Source organism: Terriglobia bacterium (genome assembly GCA_020072645.1).
Classification (GTDB): Bacteria; Acidobacteriota; Terriglobia; order Terriglobales; family Acidobacteriaceae; genus Angelobacter.
The window spans coordinates 83741-104011 of the sequence record JAIQGK010000015.1 but is presented as its reverse complement, the minus strand read 5'-3'; the positions used below and the strand labels follow the sequence as shown (position 1 = coordinate 104011).

Sequence of the window (20271 nt, the reverse complement as noted above, 5' to 3'; positions counted from 1 at the left end):
GAGAATCAGCTCAAACCAAAGCCACATTCACGCTTGGCCCAATTTCAAACGGAAGTATGTACTTTACGCAAGGGCAGTTAGGCCCAACAGATTCGCAATTATTTCGTTGCTTTAGACTCAGGGACACGTTATAAGCGGAAACAGGACAGGCCAGCGCGTGAACGCCGACCCGTCCCTGACCACAAATCACCTTTGCTAGAAAGGCGAATCATGGCTGTCCTTGATGTTACCCAAAAGGCTGGCGTTTATGAAACTCTGTCCAGCCTCAATACTGCCTTTAACGAAGTCATCCAGCACCTTCACACGCTACAGAAAACAGGGCTGTTTAAATCCAAAGTTGCAAAGCTGTTTCCCGGTTTTGCTCAAGAATTACAAGCTGAGTTTAACCAACAATTTCTCGAAGACCTGCACCAGATTGAGCTAGACGATTGGGGTGAGTACGGGAAGGCACGGCAACGCTGGGAAAAGCACTTGCGTGACCCAGATGACGTTTTCATTCAAGCTAAAGAACGTAAAAAGCAACTCGCTAAGCAACGCAAGAAAAAGTAAAAGATAGCCTTTAACAAAATGACCCGCCCCGCGATTGGGGCGGGATTTTTATTGGAGAACAAAATGGAAGATCACAAATATGACATTATGATTTTGGCGTATGCGCGGCATATCACAGGCACAGATACGGCAGCAATTGAAAGTGTTATGAGGGCCGGTAGCATTGCAGAGGTACTGTATCCCTACCCAAAAAATTCAAAAGCAGAACTTCTCAAGTCCCTTATCTCTTCTTTTCCAGAAGCGCAACAAATAGCCAAGGCTTAGTCGTCGCCACACAAGTAAAGCCGACAACGCGCCAGCCATCTTTCGCAAATTCGTTGATTGCGTCTGTTATCTGGTCGTGTCTACCTTCGATTGTTTGGTATTGAAATAAATCTTCATTCTGCATGTCCTGAGTCTAATCCTTAGGCCATCCACTAGCGGGCTTTTTCTTGGTGAGAGATTTCTTAACCGCGTCCTGCCATTTGCCCTCGATCTTGAGGGTATCTGGCTTAGGGCCGGGAGTTGCCCCTCTCTTAGTGCTTTTACGTTTCTTGCGTTTAGTCTTTATCATGCCGCCTCTCCCGTAACTGGCGGTTTATACATCATGCGTTTCCCTTCCGCTGATTGCACTGCCAAGATGGTACGCTCTCCGTCATTCAACTGGCGATTGTTCCAAAGAAAATCAAACTGCCACAGATACCGATGTAAATATTCAGTGCTTACGTTGTGATAGATGCCGACGATTCCACGTTTCACTAGAGCATGGCTGCTCTCTGCTGTGTTTGTGTGGATGTCGCCACGGGCATACTCTTTTGTTGCGTGGCATACGGTGCTGTGACTTGCGTACTCTGGGCCAATGCGTCTGTATGCCGAAAACTCATCTGTGACTAAATGCGCGCATCTGTCTACTTCTTCGCGGATTGCAGCCTCTATGGTTTCCGTTGTTACATCTGCCACAATGCGCCGACGAATTTCTCCGTCACGCTGTACAGCACAGAACACGGGAGTCTTACTGGTTCCCCTTCCGCGCTTGCTGGTGCCTTTGTAACGTGGCTTGCGCGGCCCGATGTACGTTTCATCACATTCAACCGTGCCGCTGAGTTTGGGCGCGTCATTATCGGCCATCGCAAAGCGAATGCGATTCATTAAGAACAATGCCGACTTGTAGCTTATCTGGCAATGCCGTTTGATCTCCAGCGCGGATACGCCTTTCTTTGATGTTGCGGCTCTCCAGAACGCATAGGCCCAATGACGAAGGGGCAGTCTGGATTCCTCATAGACCGTTCCAATGCGTACCGTGAATTGCGCCTTGCAATCCTTGCAACGCCACAGGAAACGCTTGCTACGCTCTCCCGTTCCCGCTTCTACCATCTTGTACACATCAACACTGCCACAATGGACACATGCGGGAGTGCTACCCCAACGCTGTGCCTCGAAAAACTCTACTGCTGCAACCTCATCGGAACAGGCCAATGGGATTGCGCGGATAACTTCTGAGTTTGAGAGGCTGTGCTTTTTGTAGCTCTTGGATTTCATAAAACAACTTTATACCTAACGCAATGTTGTGTCAAGTATAAAATTGAGTGTGTCTGATTTTGTGGGAGTCTTTGGTAATATATGAAACGTGCGGGAGTGGCGAAACTGGTATACGCAGCAGACTTGGACTCTGCTGGCGGAAACGCCGTGGGGGTTCAAATCCCCTCTCCCGCACGTCCAATTGGAAGCATTGCTGCTGCCAATTCCTGAAACAATGTTACACGTCAAATAGTTGACAGTACAACCGTCTTAAGTGTGCTACGTTTTCTCTGCTAAAATTGCGCCTCATGTACGTTCTGGGCATCCTCGCAATATCACTATCTCTGTTCTTGTCAGAAGGCACACAAGCCGATAATCAGCCCGCTAATCCCGACAAGCACAGCCGTGGCAATGTAAACATTGGCGATCAAGTATCTACCGTCACAAATTTTTCCCCCTGCGATGATCGACAAGGGGAGACATCCAAAAAATATGATCGTGCCGCACAAGAGCAACCAAGGCTTTTGGGTCTTACTGCTGCTGAGTGGGTGCAAGATGTTATCACCCTTTTTCTGGCCATTATCACGGCCCTTTACGTTCGTATTACTAGCGGGATACTCAAGGAAACCAAAGAGCAGTCCGCCATCTCTACCGCGCAACTGCGCCTGATGGAGGGAGGTGTCCATGTTGATAACGTCAGAACCGCCGCCGAGTTGGCAGAAAGTAACATGCAAGTATTTTTCGTTACCGTCGTAAACTCGGGACTGACCGCTAAGCGCGTTTCTATGACTATGGAAGTAGACCTTGCCGGGAACACCACTAAATATCAGGGCAGTATTGCCATGATGGTACCTGCTAACGGCAAAAGAGATTTCTCCATTACGTCTCACGTTGGCATCAGTGCAGAGTTGTTGCAAAGGTTGGACGGTGACACGCTGCGTGTTCGTGGTCGCATAGCATGGGACGATAAAACAGAGGACTATTGTTACAAGTACAATCGGTGCCCACTTGTACCCGTGCCTGAGGGATTCCCAAAGTTTGTACCGTGTGATTTCGACACAAGGATGGCTGTAAGCATTGGTGGAAGGTCGGACGGAACTTCTACGGGCAGTGGAACGCTTACAGCCCTGAAAAACCCGCCGGACGAAACAAAACAAACGTAACAGGGAAAGGGTTTTCGGGGTCATCTCACAGCCCCTTCCCCGTTTGGCCACGGTTGACGCACAGAACGCCCTTGCGTAAAGTGCATACTTCCGATTTCAAATTACCGTTAACCGAAGATAAAACCTCAGTTACGCTAAACTCTTTGCCTATGGAATGGTTTGAAAATGACGATTTCTGGCGGGATTTTTATCCTTTCATGTTTTCCGATGAGCGGTTTGCCGCCACCCCGGACGAAGTGACTCGCATTCTTGCCTTGACGCAATGCAGCGGCGGCAGTGTGCTCGATCTCTGCTGCGGGCCGGGACGCCACTCCGTTGAACTCGCCCGCCGAGGATTCAAAGTCACAGGCGTTGACCGCTCTCCTTTTCTGCTGGCCAAGGCCCGTGAACATGCAGCCAAGTCTGGCGATGCAATCGAATGGGTAGAGCAGGACATGCGCGATTTCGTTCGGCCCGCAAGCTTTGATCTGGCCTGCAGCCTCTTTACCTCGTTCGGATACTTTGAAGATGAGCAGGACGATTTGCGCGTGCTGCGCAACATTCACCAAAGTCTCAAAGAAAACGGCGTCCTCATTATGGAAATGCTGGGCAAAGAGCGTCTGGCGCGCGTCTGGAAAGATACCATGTGCAACGAACTGGCGGATGGCTCGCTGATTTTTCAGCGTCCCCAGATTCTCAACGATTGGACCCGAATCCGCTCTGAATGGACGCTGGTGAAAGATGGCCGTTCGCGCAGCTTCGCCTTTGAACACACCATCTATTCGGGCCGAGAACTCAAGGATCGGCTATTTGACTGCGGCTTCAATCAAGTGCAGTTATTTGGCGATCAACAGGGGTCGCCCTATGGCCTCGACGCGCAGCGGCTGATCGCTGTGGCGCGGAAATCGAATCAATGAAAATGGTTGTAGCCGTGGCTTGAGCCCTGACAGACGAGGCCCAGTACTCGATCCCGAAGATGGTTCCATTATTTTTTTGTGATAGAAAGCAGGTTGCTTCAACGATCGGATGGATTTGTCTACTTTTCAGTTATTGGACACCCAAGGAGTCTTAGACAAATTTCTTCGTCCAGGAGAATAATCTCGGACCTGGATTGGTTCCGGCTTGGCATCAATCTGCTCGTAATGGCCTAGGCGCTTCCGAGGAAGCCCGTTTCTGATAATTTCCTGATCGCCGACACTGACAATCGGAGGAGGACGGGTGAACGACGCCGAACCGCCAATGAATTCTTATGCTATCCTCGCTTGGTCGTGGTCTCGCGGATAGTGGCTGGTGACTCTTATGGCAAAACATGAAATATATAACCAGTTCATGGATGTGCCTGAAGGATACAAGACGTACTCTGCGCTCCTGATTCCAGATTATGAGTGGTTCAATAAGGTAGGACTTGCGGGCGCATACAAATTCTTCAACCGCTTTAAAAGAGTCGGTGAGATCATCGGCGATGATCATTTGACATTCTGGTTTTACCACGATTGGTTTGGTTATGGGAGGTTAGTAGATTCAGAAGTCATTGCCGCCATCGGCCACCATATCAGTTCAGTAGAAGAGTTAAAGAAGTTCACAACAGAGCACTTCGAGAAGGGCGCGCAACAAGCCTCGCAAGGAAGCTATGACATCGAGCGTGCTAGGCTGATTTGCCACGGGCTTTCACTTAGCTATTCGGCGGGACCTTATGTTGCATTTTTTTCCAAGCGACCTATTTTGCCATACCGGGAGCGTACGGATGAAGGTGTCGTGATCAAAAATGGGAATACTTACACTTCTCCAGAATTCGTATTGCGGTTCGGAGGGCTCGAACCCGACCGTTGCCTGGAGTTACTTGACGAATTGGAGCAGCAGTTATTATCAGAGAAGTTTGATACATCCCAATTAAAATGGAAGCAGGTCTGGTTTCGAATTGAGCAATGGTGCGGGAAACATCAAGATCTGATTGTGGCAGTATTAAAAGGTGTTGTTGCCAAAAGCATCCGCGGTCCCGTGTAGTCGGAAATCCGCGTTCCAGTGAAGCTTGGGTACTAATCCCGATCATGTGTAGCTCACACTTGATCTGACACCCTGACTAAAATTCAAGGTACCACGCGCGGCGCCAGAGCATGTGTTCCGCCGGCTGCTCCCCGGCGCGCCGGGCTGAGACAGAAACAGCACGAGTATTTTCTCCTGAGCTAGCGGAAGCGAGTACATGAAAATGTCATAGACGTCTGCGTAGCAATTCTTCGCTGAATGCCATTGTGTCCGATCGTACTCTGCCAGCCAATAGTCCCGAAATCGTTTTAGCCCCGAAAGATCTCCTTCAGACATCCTGCAAACCAAAGATTGTCACTCAGTGCCGGATTAGCTTCTCTTGTACCGACGATAGCGGGTTATCTGAAGCACTGCCATCCCCCGCTTCGTCGGGTCACTATGATCCCCTTTCAAGTTTGCGGAAAGCAAAAGGAACCTCACATTTTCCTTGGTGGACCATAAGTCCGACGATGGGAAATGTGTGTGTTCCCTGACTCTCACTCCCATCACACGACAACAGACGGAATCGCTCGTTACCGGACCTTTGAAGGCACCTGTGATGACTCGGCTGCCGTATGATAGAGTTTTCGCGGCTAGGGGGAGGGATCAGGGACCATGAACGTTGAAGCGCAGGTAACGTGGACAGATGGCGAGAGATTTGTCGCCAATGCCAGCAGCGGCCATGCCATCGTGATCGATTCCGACCGCCAGCGCAACACTGCTGCAGGTCCCATGGAAATGGTCCTGATGGGCCTGTGCGCTTGCACCGCCACCGATGTCGTGAGCATCCTGCGCAAGAAGCGTGAGCCATTCGTCGGCGTGCACGTGAAGGCCGAGGCAGTTCGCGCGACGGAAGCGCCCACGGTCTATACTTCGATCAAGCTTATCTATACAGTTTCCGGGCAGGTTTCACGCAAGGCGGTGGAAGACGCGGTGAGGCTGTCTGAAGAAAAGTATTGCGGCGTCTCTGCGATGCTGAAATGTACGGCAAAGATCGTTACTGAAGTGCATCTTTCAGGTGCGGAAACGCTTGCTCCGGCAAAGAAATAAAAGAAACATTGCGGTAGCGGAAAGAATCTAATCCACACAAAGGGGGGAAGTTCCTTTCATGTCGCAAAAGAAAGTTGTGGTGTACAGCCAGCCGGGTTGACCGCCCTGCTCATGGGCTGAGTCCTACCTTTCGGAGAAAGGTATTGAGTTTCAAGTGAAAGACGTTAGTTCTGACCAGCAGGCGGTTTTTGAGCTGGTCCGCACCTATAAGAGCCGTTCCACGCCAACCATCGTCGTCGGAGAAAAAGTCATGGTCGGCTTTGATCCTGAGCGCCTGGACGCGATGCTTGCCGAGTGAGTCCGCTGCCCAACAGTCAATAAGCCCCGCGCCGGAGCATCAACATCCATGGCGGGGCTATTTCTTTGTGGCCACGGCAACGTTCTGCTGGGGAGCCGCCGCTGTAGTTGGCAAGGCGATTTTTAACGGCAGCCTCTTTGCCGGCCATGCCTTGATTTCACCTGTAGTGCTCACGCAAGCCCGGACCACTTTTACCGTCCTGGTTTTTGGTCCCATTCTCTTGCTGCGATTTGGCCGCCGTATCTTTTCCATCACTCGGCGTGACCTGATGTTGTGCGCGCTTGTCGGCACACTGGGCGTGGCCTGCTCCAATTTTTTCTATTATTTTGCCGTCAAGAAATCGACTGTCTCACTGGCGATTACGATCCAATACACCGCGCCGCTCTGGGTATTGATTTACATGGTCGCGCGGGGCAGGGAACGGGCAACAGTTCAGCGTACCGCGGCAACGCTGGTAGCGATGATCGGAACCGCCCTTGCGATTGGGGTCTTCCAGACCGGCGTAAAATTCAATTTGATTGCCGTGTCGTCCGCTTTGCTGGCGTCGTTTGGCTACGCTTTTTATAACGTCGCAGCACAAGGGCTGGTGACGAGAAACCACCAGTTCACCGTCATGTTTTATCTGCTGCTGGGCGCGGCGGTCTTGTGGACCGTGGTTGATCCTCCGTGGAAGCTGATGGCACAGGATTTCAGCGGACGGCAATGGGGATTTCTGTTTGTCTTTGCCTGTCTCTCCATGGTGCTGCCTTACATGCTTTATCTCAGCGGGTTGAAATACCTTGATCCCACACGCGCCGTTATCACCAGTTGCCTGGAGCCGGTGTTCGCCATTGTTTTTGCGGTGCTTTTTGTGGGTGAAACGCTGCGGGCGTTGCAGATCGTAGGAATTGTGGCCGTGCTGGTTGCCACCGTAATGGTCCAATTGAGGCGGCGAGTGGCGGGCCGTCCTGCACCGGCGGGCTAGGGTATAAGCCGCTCTGGCTGTAAAATAGCAGCAGCCATGAATATCCAGCGTCTTACCCTTGTGTGCCTGTTTTGTATGCTTCTGCCGGCGGCTGCGCTTGCCAAAAAAAAGCCGCCTGAGCCCGAACAGAAGACCGCTTCCGTAAATATGACCGTGATCAGGAATTCGAGCGGCAAGCCGGTGAAAAATGCTGAAGTGGTGATTCACTTGATCGATAACCATGGCAAAGCAAAGCAGGAAGGTCTGGAGCTTAAGACCCATGAAGACGGCAAAGCGGAAGCAAGCGGCATTCCTTATGGCAAAGTCCGCATTCAGGTGATCGCGCCGGGGTTCAGGACGTACGGAGAAGATTTCAGCATCAATCAGCCTAATCATGAATTCACCATCAAGTTGCAAAAACCGGCTGAGCAGCTTTCCATTTACAAATGAACGATTGACAGCCTATCAAGGCCGCCGTCCGCACCAAAGAGCAGTATTCAGCACCACAAAGGCGTGTACCTGCTTGACATTACCGCGCGGGAATGTCATTTCTAGTAGCTTTACTTAATGCCATATTTTGAAGAGCAGAGAAAGGTCTTTTGAAAGTCAGGGTCTTTTTTCACGGCAAATGTTTTGACGGGACGGCCTCGGCTGCGCTGTTTTCGCGCTTCTACCGCGAACGCATACGGTCAGACGTGGACTTCCAGTTCACCGGCCTGGTGCATCGCGCGGGCGCGCTCTTCAATGAAGCAGATTTTGATGGCGATGAGAATGCCATTGTCGACTTTAAGTATTCCGCTTCGCCAAAGATTACCTGGTGGTTTGACCATCACCAGAGCGCATTTCTCTCGCCGGAAGATGAGGAGCACTATCGCCTGAGCGATAAGAGCCGGAAATTTTTTGATCCTGAATACAAATCATGCACCAAGTTTCTGGCGCATGTGGCGGAGCAGAAATTTGGTTTTGATCCGCGTCCCGTGGAAGAGCTGATTCGCTGGGCCGATATTATTGATGGCGCACAGTTTCACAGTCCGGAAGAAGCGGTGGAAATGGCCGAGCCCGCCATGAAACTCACCATGGCCATTGAGTCCACCAACGATCCTGATTTCCTTCCGCGCCTGATCCCGCATCTGGTGAGTGAGCCACTGGCTGACGTTCTGAAGGAGCCTTTTGTCGCCACGGTTGTTCCACCGCTCATGGCGCGCCATCGCCGTTCGATTGATATCCTGCGCCAGCGTTCAGAGTGCAAACAGGGAACCATTTACTTTGACATTAGTGATCAGGACCTGGAAGGCTACAACAAATTCATTCCTTATTATCTGCACCGCGATTCGGTTTACAGCGTTGGGCTAAGCAGCAGCAGCTTCCGCGTGAAAGTCTCTGTCGGGTCAAATCCGTGGACTAATCGCCAGAACATGGTGAACCTGGCAAAAGTCTGTGAGCGCTATGGCGGTGGAGGACATGCTCGGGTGGGCGCTATCTCTTTTCCGCCCGATAAAGGCGATCTGGCGCGTACGGCAGCAGCGGAAATTGTGGCTGAACTCCGGAACGCCGAATCAGCTGTGGTCAAATAACCTCAGTTGCGTAACGAAATTTCCCATCTTCCCCTCTGTGGCCGATAGTCTTTCGGGTTAAGAAAGCTACTTAGTTCTCATCTAATTCCTGATTCGGGAATGTTATGTGGAGCTCTGCTAAAAGATTGAAGCAGAGTAGATGCTTGGTTAACCTCAGGACAGTCCTCACCGGCAGGTGAGCATCAAACAATTTTGGAGTCTAAGAGCAGTGCAGAGCATACATAAGTGTCTGGCTGCTGTTGTTGTCCTTGGTCTTTCTCTGACTGGGACGGCCCAGCAGCAGAGCAATCCAAGCCTGAAGAGATCGGCAAAACCTCAGGCCAACGCGCCTGCAACCCCGGCCAAACTTACGCGCGAGCAGAAGTTTGTGATCGACACGGTAAAAATGGCGGTTGCATTGCCCGAATCTGATCCGCAGGACAGGTTGCGCGTTCTCTCCTCAGCCGCCGATGTAGTCTCTCCCATCGATAAAAAGATGGCGCGCGGATTTTGGCATGAAGGGGCACGCATTGAAACTGATCTGGTTCGGATTGGGCAAACGCCCGCTGTCTCCATGATGTCCAGCGGTTTGGTGGATTGCGCCGCCGCCCTTAACTTTGTGGAAAACCTGCCGGACAGCGCTGTGCTGCGCGCGGAGCAATCACTGATTGGCGCAGTTACAAGTTGTCCCAAGCAGACTCTGGATCCCGTTTCACGCAAGCTGGATGCCGGTTTGGAGAAGAACATTGTGGCTTCGCGCGCCCTGATGGCGGTAATGGCAGCGCAGGGCGAAAGCTCGGCATGGTCACAGCAGCATTTCGCAAAAATGTTTGATTCGCTGCCGGACCCAAAAGAAAACGCCGCAGAAGCGGAGAATATTGCAGCAATGTACATGCAGATGTCCGGTTCGGTGAATAAGGACATTGCAGCCAAGAGCGGCTTGCAGCTTCTAACATGGCTGGGAAAGATTGACGACTCGCCTCTGCGCACGCTTTCAATCACCATCACCACACAAGCGATGCAGAAGGCTCTGGGCGCGGAAGGCTACCAGAAAGCGCTGGAGTCTGACGTGGTGGCCAATACCACGGTACAAAATGCCGGCGAGCAGCGTGAAATTCAACGTCCGGAGCAGGAGAGCGTCTCAATTCTTTCCGCAATGGATAACAAAGCCACTGACCAGACCGAGCGCCTTCGCAGTTTGCCTGCTAGCCAGCGGGCGCGTGAAGCCGCAGCCGACGGCTTTGCAACGGGCACAGGCGGCAACAAGCAGCAGGCAAGCAAGTACTTTGACATGGCGTTCAGCGCCGCCGATGAAGTCTGGGATGCGCGCACGCCAGAGCAGAATGCAGCGGCCGTGGTGCAGGAGATCAGCGAGGCGGCAGCACAGGTGGATTCATTGAATGCGTTGTCTCGGGCGCAAAAGCTGCGTGACAGTTCCGCCCAGGCCATTGCCATGCTGGCTGTGGCGCGAGTGGTTGCCAGCAATGGCGTTACTCGATAACGCCCAGTACTCTAAAAAAATCAGTAAAGTTTTGAAAATTAATCGGACGTAATATTGTCAGGCAGGTCATTACATTGGTAGGCTATCAACATCTCAAATCTACAAGTCAGGGTCTTCAGTTGGTCCATATCGTCGACGTCCAGTGCCCCAAATGCATGCGCAAGTTCAGGACTGTTCCCTCCGTCGTGGAGCACGCCGGCTGGGTGTACTGCTCGGTTTGTGGCACACGCATGAATATCTCTGAGCCCAAGCCGGTTACCGCCTTATCAAAGGACCGGGTCGTCACCAAGTAATATCCCCGCGCGCTCTCATTTCAGCGGCAACGCGCCAACAGCACCGGCAAAATGCCGTTAAGGCCCAGGGGGTACCTGATCTTTTACCAGCCAGAAGCACATATGAGCCTTGCCCCAAAGTTACCTGCGTAAGGTTGTTTTGGCGTTGTCTGTGGAAGAGACAATGCTCTAAGCTTGCGTCAATTAGGTTCCTGGAGAAATAAATGTTCCGTCCCAGATTCCGGCTGGCGATCTGCGCCGCGTTTGTCTTTATGGGCAGCGCCTTGGCACAGCGCTCTGCGATGCATGATCAGTCGCCGCGTCAGGCCCTGATTGAGATGTTTTCAGGAGGCGAAGCGCCATTCAAGAAGCATCTTACGCTGGAAATGCAGAGTAAGCTCCAGAATCTGATGAAGGGTTCGGTCGACAACGCACCCAACCCACTCTTAGCCTTAACGGGGGCAAAATCCGCAGGCGCAAACGGGTTTCAGTCTTTCGATATAGGTCCTATCCTTTTCGCCTTCAACAATCCCGACCAGCATGAGCGATACGAAGTGGATGTTGACAGCGACGAACAGCATGGAGACGAAGATAGCATGGCGCTTTCACTCCATCTGGTGCGCAATGGCGTGGAGCGTGAGATCCCCGTGGGTCTCAAAATACTTGCCAAACTTAAGCGGCAGGCCGGTGTCTGGCGGCTGACAGCAGTCAACCTGAGCGCCTCGCTGCCGGTGGGCGATCCCCGAATTCTAGAAAAGTCATGGTGGGGACCGGCGGTTGCGGCTGCGGCTGCCGCAGGCGCGGACGAAGACACTCCCGGCTCTTCGCCGGTTGTGATTGATGAACGCCCCAAGATGAATCCTTTGCGAGCAGTGCGAATGATTGGCATGGCGGAAAACCTGTATGCCCAGATGCATCCCGGATTTGGTTATACGTGCAATCTTTCCAAGCTGGTGAATATTGGCAAAGGGATGGACGAAGAAGGCATGTACAAATTCATGGATGCCGAATTTGCCGGCGGCCTTTATAACGGCTATAGATTTACGCTCACCGGATGCGAGCATGCTCCCGCACGGGCGTTTCGCATTATCGCTGAGCCGGTGGCAGGCCACGGGAAGGCTTATTGCTCTGATAATACGAACAACCTGCGCGCCGCCGACGATGGCCGAGGAACCACCTGCCTTGCAGCCGGAAAGATCGCGCGCAAATAAAACGGAGGAGTAATCTCCTCCGTTCGATCCCTTTCACGCTTTCCAAGGTAACTGCTTAATCAGGACTTCTGCACTTGAAGATGGTTATCTACCGAGAAAACTCCGGGAACACTGTTCGCGCGAATGCGGGCCTCGTTCTTGTCCGCTTCCGAATTCACAACGCCTTCCAGCGTGACATGGCCGCCTTTCACGATAATGTGGATGGGCGGAACTGATCCCATGGAATAGCGGAATAGCCGCTCGTCATTGAAAAGCGAACGCGCCACTTCTCTGCGAATCCGGTCATCGTTCCCTGAAGGGGGCAGAATCTCAATCTGATTGTTCACGCTATCCACGCCTTCAATGTGTTTGACGGTCTTTTCCGCCGAGTCCTTCAGGATTGCGTCTCGCACTTGTCCCATCAGCGTAACTTTGTTGCCGTCTACTTTGTATTGAATGTTGTCAAAAATGGTGAGCTGCGGCAGCATCACTAGTTCGTGATAAACCTCGCGCGAGATTCTGTCCTGCATGCGTTGCGGTCCGGTAACATTTTGCGCCCCGCTGCTAGAATTACCGCCGGCTGGTTCCTGGGCCACACTGACCCCAAACATCCCGATACAAAGTGCACCGACTAACAGAAAACCTGGGATTTTACTCATTGTTTCCTCTTTTCATACTTGCCAGGCATTGCCTTTCTTAATTTCTGATGCACGCACAAACGCTGGTGTTGACTTGTCCCTTTGACATGCGTAAAAGCTGCGTCCTGGTGCTTGATCACGTTGACAGCTAGGGCGATGTTTAGCTTGGTACCTAGGGTGAATCCCTAGTTGTGGCGGTTCATGGCGCACGTAAAATCGTGATCAACTTCCCCCGGCCCAGATCCTCACAATGAAAATGCACGTAGAAAAATGCACAGTACTGTGCGGATTACTGAAGTACCGTTGTCACAAACGGTGAACCCCTTAAGAATGAACAAGTACGCAGGGAAGAAGGCTGTTGATCTGGACTGCCCGCCCGGTGATTTGCGCACGAGGAGAAGCTTACAAATGAAAAAATACTTTACGATCTTTGCGCTGGGAATGATGGCACTTTCCACAGCGGCATTCGCCGGCACCACGGCGACCAATTCCAACACAGTGTCGCCGACTTTGCAGATTTCAGCGACCGTCCAGAGCGCGGTTCAGTTGACGCTTAGCACAGGCACAGCGGCCGTAACGCATTGCGCCGTTACGCCAACAGGCGGCACGCCGGATTACACCATGAACTTTGGCACAGTGGACGCACTGGGCATCAACGCCGGAAACTGCAATAAGTTTGCCCCGACAACTCCGGGAACCACCAACGCCATTTACTGGTCCGATTACAACCTGAACCCGGTGTTCACCAGCCAGACGGCTTCCACCAATACCATCACCGCTCAGGTGACCACAGATTTCGCCGCGCCGAACAATCTTTTTATCGTTCGTGACTCTGCGAACTCCGCCACCGTTCCCGCTGCCGCGACGGACTTTACGGCTGTGAGCACGGCAACGCCTGACACTATCGTGACCAACGCGGCCAGCGGTTCAACCCAGACGCGCTTCATCGGCGTGGCAGTAACGCCAGCCAACGGCGCCGGCGTTACGGGCGCAAAGTCGGCCACGGTTACCTTTACTTTGACAGTCCAGTAGTCTGCGAGCTTCTCTGCCAGTTGCCGCGGTTGCCCTGTCTAGCACTTAGACAATGAGATTTAGAGAGTATGAAGACCTTCGACGCACACACCTCCCCGTCGTCAAGTCCGGCGGGAAGGTGTGTAGTGCGTCGTTTGGACGATCCCTCTCAGCGCTCATCATTCTGGCTATTGCTGCAATTGCATTTACCAAGCCGGTCCAGGCCCAAAACGGTACATTCACTGTTTCGGCGGCTCCCGGTGGAATCGCCCTTGCCGCTGGTGGCGGCGGCACGCTGTCTGGCCAGTTCGGCACCATGAATGCGCTGGGCATCGGAACGCCCGGTGTTGGCGTTACTGTGATCCCTCTGAGTAATGGCGCTCTCTACATCACACACTATCAAATAACTATTTCAGGACTGCCCAACCCTCATCTTGGCGCTGTGACGGCATTTGTGAATTCCAATTTCACGCATCCCGCCGCGCTGATCATGCAGAGTTGCCCCAGCAGCTCAAGCTGCAATGCGTCAGGAAATTTTTCTGCCATGTCGCTGCTTGCCGCCGCGCCGACCACAGTGGTTGCAGCGCCGGGAATCAATAATCAGACCATCACGCTTGGGCTGGGGATTTTTGTTCCGGACAACAACGGCGCTTCATCGTTTACCGGCGTTGATACAGCGCGCATTACGTTGACCGCAACGGACACAACAAACAACAAAAACTTTGCGACCGCGGAAATCCGTCTTGATACGCCAGTGGGTGAGACTGTTCAGAACGCCGTGCGGCTCACTTTAGCGACGGCGACCGGTGGACTCACAGTCACGCCAGGCGCAGATTTTTCCATGAACTTTGGCAACGTCAACGGCCTTGGTTTTGGTCCAGGCGCTGGACTGACTACCGTCGCTGCCCCGGGTGGAGTGATTTATTCCACGCCTTATCTTTTGCAGCCCGCTTTTAGCGCTTTCAGGTCAACCACGGCGACGATCAAGACTTTCGTGAGCACAACTTTTGCGCACCCAGCCATTTTAATCTTGCGCGATGCCGCAGCCAGCGCCGGTCCTTACAACAACATTGGCACGACGGCCGGAACAGCCACACAGATCACTAATACTGCCGCTGATCGCAGTTCGATCACACGATTTTTGGGCCTATTTGTTTCCAACACCAACGGCGCAACGGCTTTTCAAGGAAGCGATTCTGCCACACTCACTTTTACGATGACGGTGCCATAAGCAATGATGACGATGAATCAAAGCCGCGAAATAATGTTCCGCCTGCTTTGTGGGCTAGTTTGCCTGGCTGCTCTGGCAGGACAAGCCAGTGCGCAATCACTGGGATTGGCTCCGGCCCAGGTGGTGGAAACTTTTAAGCCGGGTGTGCCTTTCCAGTTTGATCTTTCCACCGTGAATTCCGGTGACACGGCGGTGGACATGCACGTTGAGATCACCGATTTCTGGTACGACGAGAAGAACGAGAAAGTCTTTTCCTCGCCCGGAACCTCGCCGCGCTCCGCTGCCAACTGGATACAGTTTGTGCCCGATCACTTTGAAGTGGGCCCGCACGGCACACAGAAGATGAAAGCCATTGTTACCCCGCCATCCGATGCGAAGGGCGGCTACTACGCGGTGCTGTTTGTGACATCCAAGCCGCAGCTTTCATTTCCCAAGAGCGACGGCAAAGGCGTTTTCACCAGTATGCGCATTGGCTGCCTGGTGCTGCTGCGCGCGGAAAACACCGGCGAATACAAGATCGAGCTGAGCAATGAAAAAGTGACTCCGCCGACGGATGCGCATGGGCTGGGCGTGGATTTTGATCTCTTGAATGCCAGCAACACGCATGTGTTTCCAGTGGCGCGCGTCGCCGTGCTGGATGCCAGCCGCAAGCTGGTGGCAAAAGCTGAAAGCGAAGAAAAGCGTTTTCTTCCCGGGCAAAAAAATTCCATGCACGTGGAGTGGGCAGGGAAGTTGCCCGCTGGAAATTACACGGCCGTGCTCACCGTGGCATACGGTGAAGACCGAATTGAGACGCAACAGATTCCATTCAACGTAACAGAGTAGGTATTGAGATTTTGAAGCGGCAATGGCACATCACGGCAATGGCAGCAGTACTGAGCAGCCTGCTGTTGTTGTGTGCGTTCGTTCCGGCCGCTACGGCGCAATCCGTTGATGGAAACGGTGTGCCTTCATTGGTTGAAGTCTATTGGCAGTGGTCACGCACGATCACAATGCCCGAGCTGACCAACATGATTGTGCTCGACCAGGAAGTTGCGCGGGTGGAAAGCACTGGTGACGGCATTCAGATTTTTGGCCTGGCGCGCGGCGAGACGGTAGTGCTCGGCTACTTGAATGACAAGCCGGTAAGCATTCGCGTGCGAGTTGTTCCGCGTCCGCAGGTTACGATTTCACCGGCACAGCTTCGCCGCCAGGGTGAGATGGCACAGGGGAGCTTTGGTTCGGGCGTGCAGATTGCCAATGCGGGCGGTCAGACAACGACTGCCGTCGTCAATGACTTTAACTGGACGCAGCTGGCCGGAAGCCAGGGACGACTGACCGTCTCAACGCAGGTTGAAGACAACGATATTCAGGGCGGCCACGCTTTCAACATCCGGCACGGAAGCATTGCCTACCGCAGCCCCGGTATAGACATAAGCCTGCTCGACAATCTGGTGAGCCTTACTGACAACGGATATGAGCGCCACCTGAGTCCATTCACTTACTCGGATTCGGTGGAACTGCGCGGCGCAGGCGTGACTGTTCGCCATGGCGAAAATCAGTACATGTTTTTTGGCGGCTCAACCATTCCGTTTTACTTTCTCACGCTGGGCTCCACGCGCGATATCGGCGGCTTTTCTTTCCAACGCAAGCAGACCAAGAAACTCAATCTGTTTGCCACCACGAGCTATATCAATTCTCCTGTCGATTTCCTGAATCCGACCGGCGGACGGCAGGATGACTGGATGCAGACTGGTGGGTTTAACTACCAGGCCAGTGACAAATGGAATTTCCAGTCCACAGGCGGTGTGAGCACTCATGGCGGCATGGGACGCGGAGAAGTCGATTACATCAGCCATCGCTTTACGTTCTTTGCCGCTGGAGGCGCGTCGTCGCTGTTGTTTCCGCTCAACCGGGTGCAGTCATTGTTTTCGGGCACAACTTCAGCCAAGGCGGGACTCACGCTGAGCACTGGCGAGCGCTTCAGCGAATCTGTCTATTACCAGCACACCATCACACAGCCTTTCGGCAACATACTGCACGCGGGCAGTTCGGATTATCTATCTCCCGCAGTCTCATGGCGCATCAATCCCAAAGATGATGTCAGCTTAAGCTATACGTTTAGCCACAATGATGGCGGCTTTGCAAACCAATCCACCGACGGAAACCGCTTTGATACCAACTGGCATCATCAGATTGCGCCACGCATTTCCAACGCCGCCCAGTTTACTGTCGGCTCCGTACAGGACCCATTGCAGCTCAGCTCAGAAGATGAGTTTGCCCTGCGCGATAACGTTACCTTCCTGATCAAGAGTGGAAGCATGACGGTGGGCTTTGAGCATGATCGCCGCAATCCGTCGCTGGTAAAGAAGCTGGGATCTGAGTTGGAGCTGCTGTCTCCGGCGTTGCAACAGTTGTTCCTGCAGGACCCGATTTCCTTTGTGCAATCGAACGATGTGCCGCCAGAGGTCAAGGCGCTGCTGGACTCGCAGGTGCCGATCAATACGTCGATTTCCGCATCCGCACAGATGCGCTTTGGCAAGAAGCTCAGCCTCAATCCTAACTTTGCTTTTGCCCGCGCCTCCAACGGCAAGACCGATTCCTGGACGCCATACGTTGGATACTCACTGGCATATCAAGTGCGGCCATCGCTTGATTTCAACTCAGGGCTAACGAACATTTGGGTGCTGGGCAATACGGCGAACACGGTCCAGCGGACCACGCTGATGTATTTTGGTTTTACCAAGCGCTTCAGCGCCATGCCGGGCGCGCTCATTCCCACGCGCCATGCCGGACGGTTGATCGAAGGGCGCGTTTTCCGCGATAACAACGTGAATGGCACGTTTAACTTTGGCGAACAAGGACTGGTCGGATTGCGTGTGCGGCTGGATGACGGCGAAGTCGCGGAAACCGATGAGCAGGGCCGGTACAAATTTACTGACGTGAGCCAGGGCGAGCACATGGTGTCATTGTCACTGACTCAGTTTGCCGAGCCGGTGCGCATGACCACTAAAAATCAGGCGTCTGTCGATTTGATCCGGCAGAAGATCGGCATGGTGAATTTTGGCGTCGTTGATTTTGCCCAGGTCACCGGAAGCGTCTTCAACGATCTGAACCTCGACGGCAACCGAACGCCGGATGCGAAAGGACTGGCTGGCGTACACCTGACCCTGGATGATGGCAAGACGCATCGCAACATCGTTGCCCAGGATACGGGCGATTTTGAAGTCGATGACGTGCCTCCGGGCGATTATCGCATCACCGTGGATGCGAGCACATTGCCGGCAAACTATTCACTACCGGAAGACACTTTCACTCTGCATGTGACGCCGATTTCGACCGCCGTGGAAAATATTCCGGCACGGGCGATGCGGTCGATTGCTGGCAGAGTGTTTGTAAAAGTTCTGGCGGAGTCAGCGGCCCAGCCGGCAGACTCCGGTAAGTTGAAGATCGGCGGCATGCCTCCCGGATCGGTGCGCAGCCAGCGCGGCGGACAGGTAGGTGGACGCGTAAGCCAAACGGGACGCGGCCAGGCACAGGGGACTACCGGAACTTCTACGGGTGGAGATTACAACCTTGTCCCAATCGCCGGTGTTCAGATCACGGCAGGGCACGGCATTGCCAAGACCGATGAAAATGGAAACTTCTTGCTGCGCGATCTGCCTGCAGGAGAACTCACGGTGACACTGGCCCCAGTAAAGGATTTACCGCCGGGGATGAAAGTCCCTGTTGGCCAGGTAAAAATGCCGCCAGAGCCAATCCAGGTGCAGGGCGCGACGATTGTGATCAGCAATCCGGACCTGGCGCCTTATCTGGTGGATGCGCCAAAGCAGTAATCCCATCCTGCCGCTCTTATTTTTTTCCGTGAAACAAGAAGAAAAGTTCTATTAGCAGGATCAGCACGACGATAAATTCCAGCAGGAAGGCGCGCGCCTGATGGAATTCTTCAATCATGAAATCATAGAGTTCGTCAGCGGTGTGGAGCTTTTCCTGCACCAGGGCCTGGTAGTCGGTAACGCCAATTTTGCCGGCGCAAAGCTTATAGACGCGGGCAAAAAACATGTCGCCGACAAATTTAAGCGCGTTGTTGGTGCGCTCCGTCAGTTCGGTCACATCCACCAGCATTGTGCGTAGCCGAGCGGCAGCGGAGCGCATGCGCCATCCATAGAACAGGCCCTTGCGGGTTTCCACAATGTCATACACGCGCTCAAGTTCGCGGGTGAGAATCTCGTCATAATGGCGGAACTGCAGTAGCTGTGAGTTGGCATATTCCAGCAGCGTGATCGTGGGCTCGGCGCCGGCGGGAGTATCGAACACAAAAGCCGCATTCCAGCCGGCAACAATAAGGTCATTGGGGTAATACGACATATATCCCTGGAGCACTTCGGTGCGCTCCTGGTCAGCCAGCGGCGTAAGCTCTCCGCGGACGATCTGGCTGATTTCTTTGCCATGCTCCTGTAGAAGCGCTGCGCCATTCGTTGTCCCGGCGACGGAATGCAGATGAATTACGGCGTAGTCCTCACTGAGCCAATTTGTATAGGGCTTTACCAGTGCCGCGCCGATTGTCTTCAGGCGTTCACGGATCGTGTTACGGCAAAGCTCGTCGAAAATTGTGCCTGAAATCCAGCTTCCGGCGAGTTGCTGAAGTTCTTCCCATGAACCGGAAAAGGCGAAGCGCAGAAGCACGCTGACAACACCGTAATCGTAATACTGGAGCGTGACGTCAAAGCGCTGGCCGGTGGAAAGAGACAGGGGTGGCAGAGGCTCGATGACCGGAGGCCGTTCGAAACGGACGTGTGCCGGTGTCGATGACTTGAATGCGGGTGCAAGCCGAGTGCCGCCCGTGATGGGAGGAAGATCAGAGAGCCTGATTTCCTCAGCAATGTCGTACAGATTTAAAACGACGATGGAGCCCTGAAGGTCGGCCATGCTTCCATCCTGACTTGTAGGACTGTCTCAACAGATAGTGTACCTGCCAGATGGATTGAGTAAATGGCGCAGCTCTATTTCGGCACGACCGTGATGGCCCATACCGGCTCTTGTCGGAGTGAGTTTCCGGAGTCCACCAGCATGGGACGTATTTCTTCTGTGACTGAAAATTCTTCATGCCGAGGATTCAGGTTGTAGGACACGGCGTCGCCGTCCTGCCGTCCATCTTTATCCTTGTCCTTATCGTCATCTCTGTCACGATGATGCACGCGTACAGCGGGAACTACTTTTACATCAATGCGCAGGTTGGATTGCGCTCCGTTGCTGTGGATTCGAGCTGTTTGTGAGGACAAGGGAATGCTCAAGGACGCGGCGAGTATTGCGCATCCGATCCTGAGCGCCTGCATGCGGGGGAAAGTGCAAATAAACATGCGCATAATCTTCCTTCCACTCTGATTGCTGCGGA

22 protein-coding genes and 1 tRNA gene are annotated in these 20271 nt (G+C 53.2%); 17 read left to right on the top strand and 6 right to left on the bottom strand.

Features of this window, described 5'->3' with window-relative positions; genetic code table 11:
* Nucleotides 1-210 precede the first annotated feature (210 nt).
* Nucleotides 211-549, top strand: coding sequence for a hypothetical protein (locus LAO76_21575; protein MBZ5493516.1), 339 nt, complete (start codon nucleotides 211-213; stop codon nucleotides 547-549).
* A 63-nt stretch (nucleotides 550-612) separates the two neighbouring features.
* Nucleotides 613-813 carry a hypothetical protein gene (locus LAO76_21570; GenBank protein ID MBZ5493515.1) on the top strand — a complete coding sequence of 67 codons (201 nt, stop codon included), beginning with the start codon at nucleotides 613-615 and terminating at the stop codon, nucleotides 811-813.
* Here LAO76_21570 and LAO76_21565 read toward each other — a convergent pair.
* Both LAO76_21565 and LAO76_21560 read right to left on the bottom strand, forming a co-directional pair.
* A complete protein-coding gene (locus LAO76_21565; GenBank protein MBZ5493514.1) occupies nucleotides 770-937 on the bottom strand; it encodes a DUF4177 domain-containing protein in 168 nt (55 codons plus the stop codon). The two genes, LAO76_21570 and LAO76_21565, sit on opposite strands and share 44 nt — an antisense overlap.
* Nucleotides 938-1098: 161 nt before the next feature.
* Nucleotides 1099-2067, bottom strand: coding sequence for an IS1595 family transposase (locus LAO76_21560; GenBank protein ID MBZ5493513.1), 969 nt, complete (start codon nucleotides 2065-2067; stop codon nucleotides 1099-1101).
* A gap of 90 nt (nucleotides 2068-2157) precedes the next feature.
* On the opposite strand from LAO76_21560, the gene LAO76_21555 reads away from it, so the two are divergent.
* The 10 genes from LAO76_21555 (at nucleotide 2158) to LAO76_21510 (ending at nucleotide 10555) form a co-directional block, all read left to right on the top strand.
* A tRNA-Pro gene (locus LAO76_21555) sits at nucleotides 2158-2241 on the top strand.
* Nucleotides 2242-2354: 113 nt separating this feature from the next.
* Nucleotides 2355-3209 carry a hypothetical protein gene (locus tag LAO76_21550; protein ID MBZ5493512.1) on the top strand — a complete coding sequence of 285 codons (855 nt, stop codon included), beginning with the start codon at nucleotides 2355-2357 and terminating at the stop codon, nucleotides 3207-3209.
* 149 nt (nucleotides 3210-3358) lie between these two features.
* Nucleotides 3359-4105 carry a methyltransferase domain-containing protein gene (locus LAO76_21545; GenBank protein MBZ5493511.1) on the top strand — a complete coding sequence of 249 codons (747 nt, stop codon included), beginning with the start codon at nucleotides 3359-3361 and terminating at the stop codon, nucleotides 4103-4105.
* A gap of 382 nt (nucleotides 4106-4487) precedes the next feature.
* Entirely contained in the window at nucleotides 4488-5192 is a 705-nt protein-coding gene (locus LAO76_21540) for a hypothetical protein (GenBank protein ID MBZ5493510.1), read from the top strand.
* Between the two features lie 633 nt (nucleotides 5193-5825).
* A complete protein-coding gene (locus LAO76_21535) occupies nucleotides 5826-6260 on the top strand; it encodes an OsmC family protein (protein ID MBZ5493509.1) in 435 nt (144 codons plus the stop codon).
* 142 nt (nucleotides 6261-6402) lie between these two features.
* A complete protein-coding gene (locus LAO76_21530; protein ID MBZ5493508.1) occupies nucleotides 6403-6558 on the top strand; it encodes a glutaredoxin family protein in 156 nt (51 codons plus the stop codon).
* A complete protein-coding gene (locus tag LAO76_21525; protein ID MBZ5493507.1) occupies nucleotides 6548-7522 on the top strand; it encodes an EamA family transporter in 975 nt (324 codons plus the stop codon). Before LAO76_21530 ends, LAO76_21525 begins: the two co-directional genes overlap by 11 nt.
* A 36-nt stretch (nucleotides 7523-7558) precedes the next feature.
* The gene (locus tag LAO76_21520; protein MBZ5493506.1) at nucleotides 7559-7951 is read left to right on the top strand and encodes a carboxypeptidase-like regulatory domain-containing protein; all 393 of its coding nucleotides are present in this window, start codon (nucleotides 7559-7561) and stop codon (nucleotides 7949-7951) included.
* 149 nt (nucleotides 7952-8100) lie between these two features.
* The gene (locus LAO76_21515) at nucleotides 8101-9075 is read left to right on the top strand and encodes a phosphoesterase (GenBank protein ID MBZ5493505.1); all 975 of its coding nucleotides are present in this window, start codon (nucleotides 8101-8103) and stop codon (nucleotides 9073-9075) included.
* Nucleotides 9076-9283: 208 nt separating this feature from the next.
* Complete coding sequence (locus LAO76_21510; GenBank protein ID MBZ5493504.1) at nucleotides 9284-10555, top strand: hypothetical protein; 1272 nt, start codon at nucleotides 9284-9286, stop codon at nucleotides 10553-10555.
* A 115-nt stretch (nucleotides 10556-10670) separates the two neighbouring features.
* Here LAO76_21510 and LAO76_21505 read toward each other — a convergent pair whose 3' ends face one another.
* The gene (locus tag LAO76_21505) at nucleotides 10671-10841 is read right to left on the bottom strand and encodes a hypothetical protein (GenBank protein ID MBZ5493503.1); all 171 of its coding nucleotides are present in this window, start codon (nucleotides 10839-10841) and stop codon (nucleotides 10671-10673) included.
* Between the two features lie 210 nt (nucleotides 10842-11051).
* On the opposite strand from LAO76_21505, the gene LAO76_21500 reads away from it, so the two are divergent.
* Nucleotides 11052-12038: a hypothetical protein gene (locus LAO76_21500; protein MBZ5493502.1), complete on the top strand. Its 987-nt coding sequence runs from the start codon at nucleotides 11052-11054 to the stop codon at nucleotides 12036-12038.
* Nucleotides 12039-12097: 59 nt separating this feature from the next.
* On the opposite strand, the gene LAO76_21495 is transcribed toward LAO76_21500, so the two are convergent.
* Entirely contained in the window at nucleotides 12098-12628 is a 531-nt protein-coding gene (locus LAO76_21495) for a BON domain-containing protein (protein MBZ5493501.1), read from the bottom strand.
* Nucleotides 12629-13063: 435 nt separating this feature from the next.
* On the opposite strand from LAO76_21495, the gene LAO76_21490 reads away from it, so the two are divergent.
* Genes LAO76_21490 through LAO76_21475 form a run of 4 tightly spaced genes read left to right on the top strand, consistent with a single transcriptional unit; the run spans nucleotide 13064 to nucleotide 18712 of the window.
* Nucleotides 13064-13687, top strand: a complete 624-nt coding sequence (locus LAO76_21490) for a hypothetical protein (protein ID MBZ5493500.1) — start codon at nucleotides 13064-13066, stop codon at nucleotides 13685-13687.
* 52 nt (nucleotides 13688-13739) lie between these two features.
* Nucleotides 13740-14897: a hypothetical protein gene (locus tag LAO76_21485; protein MBZ5493499.1), complete on the top strand. Its 1158-nt coding sequence runs from the start codon at nucleotides 13740-13742 to the stop codon at nucleotides 14895-14897.
* Nucleotides 14898-14909: 12 nt separating this feature from the next.
* Complete coding sequence (locus LAO76_21480) at nucleotides 14910-15722, top strand: hypothetical protein (GenBank protein ID MBZ5493498.1); 813 nt, start codon at nucleotides 14910-14912, stop codon at nucleotides 15720-15722.
* A gap of 38 nt (nucleotides 15723-15760) precedes the next feature.
* Nucleotides 15761-18712, top strand: coding sequence for a hypothetical protein (locus tag LAO76_21475; protein MBZ5493497.1), 2952 nt, complete (start codon nucleotides 15761-15763; stop codon nucleotides 18710-18712).
* A 16-nt stretch (nucleotides 18713-18728) separates the two neighbouring features.
* On the opposite strand, the gene LAO76_21470 is transcribed toward LAO76_21475, so the two are convergent.
* Nucleotides 18729-19805 (bottom strand): hypothetical protein, encoded by a 1077-nt coding sequence (locus LAO76_21470; GenBank protein MBZ5493496.1) that lies wholly within the window; start codon nucleotides 19803-19805, stop codon nucleotides 18729-18731.
* A gap of 74 nt (nucleotides 19806-19879) precedes the next feature.
* Nucleotides 19880-20236 (bottom strand): hypothetical protein, encoded by a 357-nt coding sequence (locus LAO76_21465; GenBank protein MBZ5493495.1) that lies wholly within the window; start codon nucleotides 20234-20236, stop codon nucleotides 19880-19882.
* Nucleotides 20237-20271: the final 35 nt, after the last annotated feature.